This window comes from Streptococcus oralis (genome assembly GCF_001588645.1).
Taxonomy (GTDB): Bacteria; Bacillota; Bacilli; order Lactobacillales; family Streptococcaceae; genus Streptococcus; species Streptococcus oralis_AB.
In genome coordinates this window covers 1-311 of sequence record NZ_LAYF01000074.1, presented here as the reverse complement: position 1 = coordinate 311, position 311 = coordinate 1, and the positions used below count along the sequence as shown (strand labels likewise).

The window sequence follows — 311 nt, the reverse complement described above, 5'->3', positions numbered from 1 at the left end:
AGCAGTGCCACATGGTAATCATTATCACTTTATTCCTTATACACAAATGTCGGCATTGGAAGAAAAGCTTGCTCGGACAATTCCTCTTATAAGTCAGCCTAATAAACCTATGTTAGGATTGACACCTTATAGACCTATACCAACTCCGATACTAACTCCATCTCAACCAGCTTTAAAACCGATTCTTCCTCCAAAGTTAAATTTGGAACATGCGGATTCATTGGATAAGGATTTAATCCAGCAGGTTGTTAGGAAAATAGCTGACGGTTATGTGCTAGAGGATAAAGGAGTGTCCCGCTATCTTTTAGCTA

Annotated in this window: 1 pseudogene; it reads left to right on the top strand. The window is 39.2% G+C overall.

Annotation, left to right across the window (positions count from 1 at the left end):
• Positions 1–311 (top strand): annotated as a pseudogene (locus tag A0739_RS09905) (pneumococcal-type histidine triad protein); the annotation flags it as partial.